Annotated in this window: 8 protein-coding genes; 5 read left to right on the forward strand and 3 right to left on the reverse strand. The window is 60.8% G+C overall.

All coding sequences use genetic code 11. The features are described 5' to 3' along the window. Both ADADOO_RS15660 and ADADOO_RS15665 read left to right on the forward strand, forming a co-directional pair. Positions 1–551 (forward strand): thiamine pyrophosphate-dependent enzyme (locus ADADOO_RS15660; RefSeq protein ID WP_511278436.1); only part of this gene is annotated, 551 nt, incomplete at its 5' end. Then, positions 544–1554, forward strand: a complete 1011-nt coding sequence (locus tag ADADOO_RS15665; protein ID WP_511278437.1) for a dihydroorotate dehydrogenase-like protein — start codon at positions 544–546, stop codon at positions 1552–1554. The genes ADADOO_RS15660 and ADADOO_RS15665, both read left to right, overlap by 8 nt. A gap of 68 nt (positions 1555–1622) precedes the next feature. Here the strand turns inward: ADADOO_RS15665 and ADADOO_RS15670 are convergent, their stop codons facing one another. The 3 genes from ADADOO_RS15670 to ADADOO_RS15680 all read right to left on the reverse strand — a co-directional run bounded on the left by ADADOO_RS15670 (position 1623) and on the right by ADADOO_RS15680 (position 5444). Next, positions 1623–2231: a PEP-CTERM sorting domain-containing protein gene (locus ADADOO_RS15670; protein ID WP_511278438.1), complete on the reverse strand. Its 609-nt coding sequence runs from the start codon at positions 2229–2231 to the stop codon at positions 1623–1625. Positions 2232–2709: 478 nt separating this feature from the next. Then, entirely contained in the window at positions 2710–4398 is a 1689-nt protein-coding gene (gene recJ / locus ADADOO_RS15675) for a single-stranded-DNA-specific exonuclease RecJ (protein ID WP_511278439.1), read from the reverse strand. Next, complete coding sequence (locus ADADOO_RS15680) at positions 4395–5444, reverse strand: hypothetical protein (RefSeq protein ID WP_511278440.1); 1050 nt, start codon at positions 5442–5444, stop codon at positions 4395–4397. The genes recJ and ADADOO_RS15680 overlap by 4 nt, the downstream gene beginning before the upstream one ends. Positions 5445–5513: 69 nt before the next feature. Between ADADOO_RS15680 and ADADOO_RS15685 the strand changes: the two genes are divergently transcribed. The 3 genes from ADADOO_RS15685 to ADADOO_RS15695 form a co-directional block, all read left to right on the forward strand. Then, positions 5514–6761: a lipoprotein-releasing ABC transporter permease subunit gene (locus ADADOO_RS15685; protein ID WP_511278441.1), complete on the forward strand. Its 1248-nt coding sequence runs from the start codon at positions 5514–5516 to the stop codon at positions 6759–6761. Further along, positions 6754–7428 carry a lipoprotein-releasing ABC transporter ATP-binding protein LolD gene (gene lolD, locus ADADOO_RS15690; protein WP_511278442.1) on the forward strand — a complete coding sequence of 225 codons (675 nt, stop codon included), beginning with the start codon at positions 6754–6756 and terminating at the stop codon, positions 7426–7428. Before ADADOO_RS15685 ends, lolD begins: the two co-directional genes overlap by 8 nt. Before the next feature lie 86 nt (positions 7429–7514). After that, a partial coding sequence (locus tag ADADOO_RS15695) for a HAMP domain-containing protein (protein WP_511278443.1) occupies positions 7515–8887 on the forward strand: 1373 nt, incomplete at its 3' end.

Genomic DNA, 8887 nt, shown 5'->3' on the forward strand with positions numbered 1-8887 from the left:
GCGCCGTCGCCAAGTTCGCAGCCGGCGGCCAGCCCAACCGCAAGAAGGATCTGGCCCGTATCGCCATGGATTACGAAAACGTCTATGTCGCCCAGGTTGCCTACGGCGCCAAGGATGTCCATACGCTCAAGGCTTTTCTCGAAGCCGAAAGCTATCCCGGCGTCTCGATCATCATTGCCTACAGCCCGTGCATCGCGCATGGCGTCGATCTCTCGAACAACCTTCGCCAACAGGATCTGGCGGTCAAGGCCGGGCACTGGCCGCTGCTCCGCTATGACCCGCGCCTGCGCAGCCAGGGCAAGAATCCGTTGTCGGTCGATAGCGCCGCACCAAGCATCCCGTTCAGTGATTTCGCCGGCAACGAAGCGCGCTTTACCATCCTCGAACGGCTGAAGCCGGATGCTTCCGCCTACTTCATGGCGCAAGCCGGCAAAGACGCCCGCCTGCGCCACCAGGAATATGTCGAACTCTCGGAAATGGTCCTGCCCGAAGCCGCCATCGATGAAAAGGCCCAGGCGGCCGCAGACAAGAAGGAAGAACCCAATGCCTGATCTGTCCACGACCTACCTCGGACTGCACCTCAAAAACCCGCTGGTCCCCTCGTCGAGCCCGCTCAGCCGCGACCTCGACGCCGTGCTCCACCTCGAAGATGCCGGCGCCGCGGCCATCGTCATGCATTCGCTGTTCGAGGAAGACGTCCGCCACGACGAACGGATGATCGACCGCTTCCTGGTCCATCCGGACACCTTCGGCGAATCGGCCGGCCACCTGCCTTTCGGTCACGACTACCAGAGCCGGCTAGACAGCTATCTCGAAAAAATCCTGCGCCTCAAGTCGCGGCTGTCCATCCCCGTCGTCGCCAGTCTCAACGGCTCAACGCTCAACGGCTGGGTCGAACTGGGCAAGGAACTCGAATCCGCCGGCGCCGACGCGCTTGAGCTCAACGCCTGGTACATGCCGAGCGATCCCAGAGTGTCTGGCGAAGCGATCGAAGATCACCACATTTCGCTGCTGCAGGAACTCAAGGCCGCGGTGAGCATTCCGGTCGGCATGAAGCTGTCGCCGTTCTTCTCATCGCTGCCGCATTTTGTCCATCAGGCCGAAGCGGCCGGGGCGGCCGGGGTCTCGCTATTCAACCGCTTCTTCCAGCCCGACATCGATCTGGAAACCCTGAGCGTCGTCGATCGCGTACAACTGTCGTCCTCAGCCGATACGCTCCTCGCCATGCGCTGGATCGCCATCCTGCGCGGTAGCACGAAGTTATCGCTGGCCGCTACCGGCGGCGTACACACGGCAGAAGACGCCCTAAAAATGCTGCTCGCCGGTGCCGACGTCGTGCACATGGCCAGCGCCCTGCTCAAACGCGGCCCGGAAGCCCTAAGCGAAGTCCTGCAAGGCATGACCGACTGGCTGCGCGAGCGCGAATACACCTCGGTTGGGCAAATGAAAGGCTCGATGAGCCAGCTGAATTCCCCGAACCCGAGCACCTTCGCACGGGCTTCTTATCTGCATGTGCTCAATTCGTTTGTGCCACCGGACGGGGTGCGTTATTGAGCGTCGGATAAAGCGACGGCAGCTTTGGTAGCTGCCGTCGTTGTCTGCGTGACAAATCCAGAGTCTGATCAGGCCTTGCGACGCCTGGAGAAACCTAGCCCAACTAACGCCAATCCCATTAGTGCCAAGGTTTCAGGTTCGGGAACATTATTTCCATCCACGATTTCCCTGCCCAAGTGGAAAATACCTTCCATATTGGTGTTTATCGGAGACCACTCTGCGCTTGGATTGGGATCGGGTACCCAGGTAAATTGATAATCACCTTCCGTTAGTCCCGCGAAGGTTACACCTTGCCAATGATCAACAGGGCCACAGGCGGGGCATGCAGCATTGAATCCGGCTTCTGATCCGGACAGTGGCGCACTTCCACCTATGTTGATGTCAGGCGTATAAAAGTTTGACGTACCGTCAACGAGTCCCAGTGGCTTACTCGTGGTTAATAGGGTAAACGCCGTGTTTACAGGTCCAAACAAGGTTCCCAAGACGCCTGTCAGCGTTAGGCTACCTTCGTTTGTAGGGGTGCCATGATTATATGTACCCAGCCAAATATTGACGGAACCAGGGCCGGCGTTTTCATAGCCGATCGATACGCCGTGGGCGAGAGCGTTGCTAGCGACACCGAAAGTCAGTGCTGCAGCGACAGCCGCACCTAGGGCAGACATTTTCATTTTTGACATTTTTGCTCCTTTGTTTTGTTGGGTGGTGAGACTAAATTGACTTCACTCTTGTTTTGATACGCGGGACAGCTTCAGCGGTTAAATCTGTAAGGCAAATGTGTTCTAGCAATAGGTGTGCCGGTTGTTAATAAATTTATATTAATCAGTAAGTTGGTGGTTTTTTGTTATTGATTTTATATCCCGGTGTAAAGTAATTCGACACCCAATTATGAGACATTGTTACTTGCCGTTAATTTGCTACAGCAATGGATGACCGGAGCCGCTACGGAGTACTCATTCGCGGAATGCGGAAGCTGTATTAGTGGTGGTTGGCAGGTATTCTGCCGATTGCAAACCCATCGCTGATGAAGATCTGCTGCGGCGCGCGGTCGAACTGCTCGCGCCTCGCTTCGCCGATTGGGCGAAATTTATGGCAATTTGATTTTTGGCCATTTTTTCCGGTTGACCGTAGGAATGGCTCCATCGATTCTGAACAGGGCTATTCCAGATGCTCAACCATCAACTGCGGGCTTTCGACGCCCATGTATTCGTTGATGGACAGCCGATAGGCGACGCGGGTGCGGTTGCCGGGCTGGGTGCTGAAATTGAACTGGATGGCGTCGATGCGGGTGTCGCCTTTGCGCAGGCGCAGCTTGAGGTGTTTTTCCTTGAGTACGCGTTGCTGTTCGACCTCGAATTCGTCCATGAACAGCGGCACCGGGAAGCCCTGGCCCCAGATTTCGTTTTCCAGCAGGCGGGCGGTGGCTAGGGAAATGTAGCTGCCTTCGAGCTTGCCGTCGGTTTCCAGTGTGCGAGTCAGGTCGGCCGGGGCGAGCAATTCGCCGGCGACTTCGGCGAACAGGGATTTGAATTTTTCGAAGTTTTCCGCGTTGACCGTGGCACCGGCCGCCATGGCGTGGCCGCCGAAGCGGATGAGCAGGCCGGGGGCGCGTTTGGCGACGAGGTCGAGGGCGTCGCGCAGGTGCAGGCCGGGGATCGAGCGGCCAGAGCCTTTGACGATGCCGCCTTCGCCGGGGGCGAAGGCGAAGACCGGGCGGTGCAGTTTGTCCTTGATGCGCGAGGCGAGGATGCCGACGACGCCTTCGTGCCAGCTTTCGTCAAAGAGCGCGATACCCGGGGTGGCGTCGTTGGCGTCGAGCGATTCGAGCAGAATCAGCGCCTGTTCCTGCATGCCGGATTCGATTTCGCGACGCTCGCGGTTCAGGGTGTCGAGTTCCTGGGCGATTTGCAGGGCGCGGCTGGCGTCATCGGTGAGCAGGCATTCGACGCCGAGGCGCATGTCGGCAAGGCGGCCGGCGGCGTTGAGACGCGGGCCGAGGATGAAGCCGAGGTCCATCGCCGTGGCCTTTTTCGGGTCGCGGCCGGCGGCTTTGAACAGGGCAGCGATGCCGGCCTGCATCTGGCCGGCGCGCATGCGCTTCAAGCCTTGGCTGACGAGGATGCGGTTGTTGCGGTCGAGCTTGACGACGTCGGCGACGGTACCCAGCGCGACGAGGTCGAGCAGGCTGGCGAAATTCGGTTCCGGGCGTTCGGCAAAATAACCGCGTTCGCGCAGTTCGGCGCGCAGGGCGAGCATGACGTAGAACATGACACCGACGCCGGCGATGCATTTGGACGGGAAGTCGCAGCCGGGCTGGTTGGGATTGACGATGCAATCGGCGGCCGGGAGCGTTTCGGCCGGCAGATGGTGGTCGGTGATCAGTGTGGCGATGCCGTGCTGCAGGGCGCGGGCGACGCCTTCGAGCGAGGCGATGCCGTTGTCGACGGTGATGATGAGGTCGGGCGATTGCTCGGCGGCGACATCGACGATTTCCGGAGATAGACCGTAGCCGAGCTTGAAACGGTCAGGCAGCAGGAAATCGACATCGGCGCCGAGCGACTTCAAGGCGCGCATACCGACGGCGGTGGCGGTGGCGCCGTCGCAGTCGTAGTCGCCGATGATCAGCATCTTGGCTTCAGCCTCGATGGCGTCGGCCAGCAGGTGGGCGGCGGCAGTGGCGTTGGTCAGCGCGGTCGGCGGGATCAGCGACTTCAGTTCGTAGTCGAGCTCGGACTTGTCCTTGATGCCGCGCGCGGCGTAGAGCCGGGCGAGCAGCGGGTGCAGGCCCTGTTGTTCGAGTTGCCAGACGACGCGTTGCGGTGCGCTGCGAGTGGTGATGTTGGTCACGGGGGCGTTCCTTCGGCCGGAGTGTCGGCCAAATCCTTGGCGATGGTCTGCAGCGGGCGGGCCTTGCGCCAGAATTTCCAGCGGTCCTTGCCGTACAGCGTCCAGGTCAGCTGGCCGTAGATGGTCGGGGCGACAATATTCAGGCTTTCGACCTTGCCGCCGAGTGCGGCGCGCAGCGGGACGAACCAGTCGCGTTCGAGCGCGGCGAAGGCGTTACGCCAGTCTTCGCTGTTTTCGTAGAGAACCGGTGGCAGCAAGGTGTCGAGCAGGACCAGCGGGTTGTCGTTGGGCGCCGAGTCGGCGAGCAGGGCGCTCAGGCTGGCCGGGCAGGGCGGCGCCTCGATGCCGGCGGCGAGCGCCAGGCCGGTAGCCAGCGGGTTGTCGCTGCACACGGCGGAAAACTGCGGCGCCGGCACGTCGGCCAGCGGCCCGCCACCCCACAGCCAGACGCTGTTGACGGCCGGTTTGCCTTCGGCCTGGCGGCGCTCGTTGACCGGATGGCCGTGCAGGAACATCTGCACTTCGTTGAGCCAGCGGTTGAGCGGGCCGTTCTTGTCGGTCAGGTCACTATCGAGCCGGCGGCCGGCAATGGTTGAAATCGGGGCAAATTTCTCGTTGACCGTGGCATTCAGTTGCAGATACCAGCGCCGGGCGGTGGCGACATGAAAGCGCCCGATGTCGGCGAATTCTGAATTCAGCGATGCCGTGATGGCGTGTGCCTCTTCCAGTTCGAGGTCAAAGGCGCCGGCATCGGCGAGGACGATGCGTTCGTGGTGGAAGCGCAGATGCACCGGGTCGGCGCACAGCCAGTGGCCGTCATCGACCTGTTTCTTTCCCGTTTCGCCGAGCAGCCGGAGGGCGCCAAAAGGCGCGTCGGTCAGGCCGAAGTGGTCGGCCAGCGCGTGCTCGAAAGCCCGGCGTGGAAGGCGGGAAAATTCGGCGTGAGCGGTCAGCCATTCGAAGCCGGGGGGCGCCAGTTTCCCGAGGGTCAGTTGGTCATTCGGTTCGGGCCAGATCAGTTCGGGGACAAGCAGAGTGAGGCGCACGGGCAGCAGGCAAGGGGTCAGCGGGCAAAAAGTGTACCATAGCGACTTTCCCCGCCCGGTGTTACCCGCATGGCATTGCCTTACGAACTGTTGATCGGCCTGCGCTACACGCGCGCCAAGAAACGCAATCACTTCATTTCATTCATTTCCCTGATTTCGATGCTCGGCATCGGCCTCGGCGTTGCGGCGCTGATCGTGGTGCTGTCGGTCATGAACGGCTTCCAGAAGGAATTGCGGACGCGCATTCTCGGCGTCGCCTCGCACATCCAGATCACCGGCATCAACGGCGAGTTGCCGAACTGGCAACTGGTCGCCGAGCAGGCTGCCAAGCACCCTGAAGTCCGGGCCAGCGCGCCCTTCGTTCAATCGCAGGGGATGTTCAGCGTCGATGGCACGGTCAAGGGCACCATCGTGCGCGGCATCCTGCCCGAGCAGGAAGACCGCGTCGCCGATTTCCGCAAGACCATCCAGAGCGGCAGCCTCGACGATCTGCGGCCCGGCGAATTCGGTGTCGTGCTCGGTTCAGATCTGGCCCGTTCGTTGCGCGTATTCACCGGCGACAAGGTCACGCTGATCGCACCGCAAGGGACGGTGACGCCGGCCGGCGTCATGCCGCGGCTGAAGTCGTTCAAGGTGGTCGGCATCTTCGAGGTTGGCATGTTCGAGTACGACTCCGGGTTGGCCCTGATCAATCTCGAAGACGCGCAGAAGCTTTACCAGATGGACGACCGGGTGACCGGCGTGCGGCTCAAGGTCGACGATCTCTTCCAGGCACCGCGCATCGCCCGCGAACTGGTCCGCTACATCGACGCCGACGCTTACCTGAGCGACTGGACGAAGAGCCACGCCAATTTCTTCCGCGCCGTGGCGATCGAGAAAAACATGATGTTCATCATCCTCTCGCTGATCGTTGCCGTGGCGGCGTTCAACCTCGTGTCGACGCTGGTCATGGCGGTCACCGACAAGCAGGCCGACATCGCCATTCTGCGCACGCTCGGGGCGCGGCCACTGTCGATCATGGCGGTGTTCGTCGTGCAGGGCGCGCTGGTCGGCTTCATCGGGCTCGGCCTGGGCATCGTCGGCGGTGTGCTGCTGGCGCTCAATATCGATGTCGTCGTGCCCTTCATTGAGCAAATACTTGGCGTGCATTTCCTCTCGAAGGAGGTCTATTACATTTCCGACCTGCCTTCCGAGCTGCAATGGGGCGATGTCTGGGGCGTCACCTTGATTGCCTTCGTGCTCGCCTTGCTGGCGACGCTTTACCCCAGTTGGCGGGCTTCCCGCGTCAATCCGGCGGAGGCCCTGCGCTATGAGTGAACCCATTCTGATCGCCCGCGGGCTGTCCAAGGTATTTCGTGGCGGCGGCCTTGAAGTGCCGGTTCTGTCCGGCATCGATCTGCAGGTCAATCCCGGCGAAACGGTCGCCGTGGTCGGTGCTTCCGGCTCCGGCAAGAGCACCCTGCTGCACCTGCTGGGCGGGCTGGATACGCCAACGGCGGGTGACGTCACGCTCATGGGCCGCGATTTTTCGGCCCTGGGCGAGGTTGACCGTGGGGATTGGCGCAACCGGCATCTCGGTTTCGTCTATCAGTTCCACCATCTGCTGGCCGAGTTCTCGGCCCTGGAAAACGTCGCCATGCCGCTGCTGATTCGTCGCATGGAACGCGCTGAAGCGCTAGCCAAGGCCGGCGTGATATTGACCGCCGTCGGCCTCGGCCATCGGGTCGAGCATCGCCCCGGTGAACTCTCCGGTGGCGAGCGCCAGCGCGCCGCCATCGCCCGGGCGCTGGTCAGCGATCCGTCCTGTTTGCTGGCCGATGAACCAACCGGCAATCTCGACAGTCATACCGCGTCCGTCGTCTTCGGCCTGCTCATCGATCGGGTCCGCGAGCAGCAAGCCAGCCTGATCGTCGTGACGCACGATCAGCGGCTGGCGGCAAAGGCCGATCGCGTCATGCATCTTGATGACGGCATTCTTTGTTAAGAATTTGATAAGTGATAAAACCATGGCGATCTGTTTGATTTAACATTTTGCCTGTCGCCAGCGGCGCGACATTGAGGAGATACCAAATGCAGGCGCTCTTTTCCCCGGCTGTGGCCTTGATGAACCGGCTTCGCTACACCAGCAAGTTCTTGTTGCTCGGGTCGGCTGTTTTTCTTGTTTTGGTCGTCCTGCTCTATTCGGTTTTTTCTTCACTGAACCGGGATATTGACAATGCCCGACAGGAAATGGCTGGCCTCCAAATGCTCAAGCCGCTCAACCGGATGGTGCAGGTCATGCAACAGCACCGCGGCCTGTCTTCCGGCGTCTTGAACGGTAACGAGGCGATGAAGGAAAAACGGGCGGCCAAGGAAAAGGAAGTGGCGGATTTTGTCGCGGCGACCGACGCCGGCCTGTCGCCGACCTTGCGTGAGCGTCCGACCTGGAAATCCATTCGCCAGGATTGGAGCGCCATCCAGGGGCAGGGCCTGACCTGGACCCCGCCCGAGAACATCAAACGTCACTCGGCAATGATTGCGACAGCCCTGCAACTGATGGTCGACATTGCCGACGAGAGCCAATTGACGCTCGATCCGGCCATGGATACGTACTACTTCATGGATTCCATCGTAACCAAAATGCCGGCCATGCTGGAGCCGATGGGGATCACGCGGGCGCGGGGCACCGGGGTGCTGGCGAAGAAGGAATTGTCGCCGCAGATGCGTATCGACATTGCTTCGCAGATTGCCCAGATGAACGGTACGCTACGTGCCCAGAATGCCAACCTGGACAAGGTGGTTCGTATCGTGCCTGAACTCGGGGCATCGATTTCGGGGCCGGCAAAAGAATTTACGGATGGCGCCGAACGGGTATTCGCGCTGCTTCGTGACGATATTCTGGGCGAGAAATTCACCACTTCGCCGCAAGACTATTTCGCCATGACCACCCAATTGATCGACGTCGGCTACAAGGTCATGTTCGATACGCTGATCCCGCAATTCGAGAAGCAATTGCAGCGCCGTATCGACGAGTCCAGTCGGCTCCTGTTTCTTGAACTTGGCTTGTCGGTACTCGTCGTCCTGCTCGTTGGCTATCTGGGGGTTGGTACCTACTATTCGGTCATCAACAGCGTCGGCGACTTTTCGCAGGGCGCGCGCCGACTGGCTGATGGCGACCTGACGACCGAGTTCGATTCCCATGGGGCCGACGAATTGCATGCTGCCGGCAAGGATTTCAACGGGATGGCGGCGGCTTTCCGGGCCTTGCTCGGCGGTGTTCAGGGTGATGTCCGGAAGCTCAATTCGGCTGCGGAACAGTTGGCTGCGTCGAGCCAGCAGATTTCGGCCGGCACGGCGGCACAAAGCGACGCTGCCTCAAGCATGGCGGCGGCCGTTGAGGAGATGACGGTGGGCATCGATCATATTTCGCGGAATGCCCAGGATGCGCAGCACTATTCTCGGGA

The organism is Azonexus sp., from assembly GCF_036170495.1.
GTDB lineage: Bacteria > Pseudomonadota > Gammaproteobacteria > Burkholderiales > Rhodocyclaceae > Azonexus.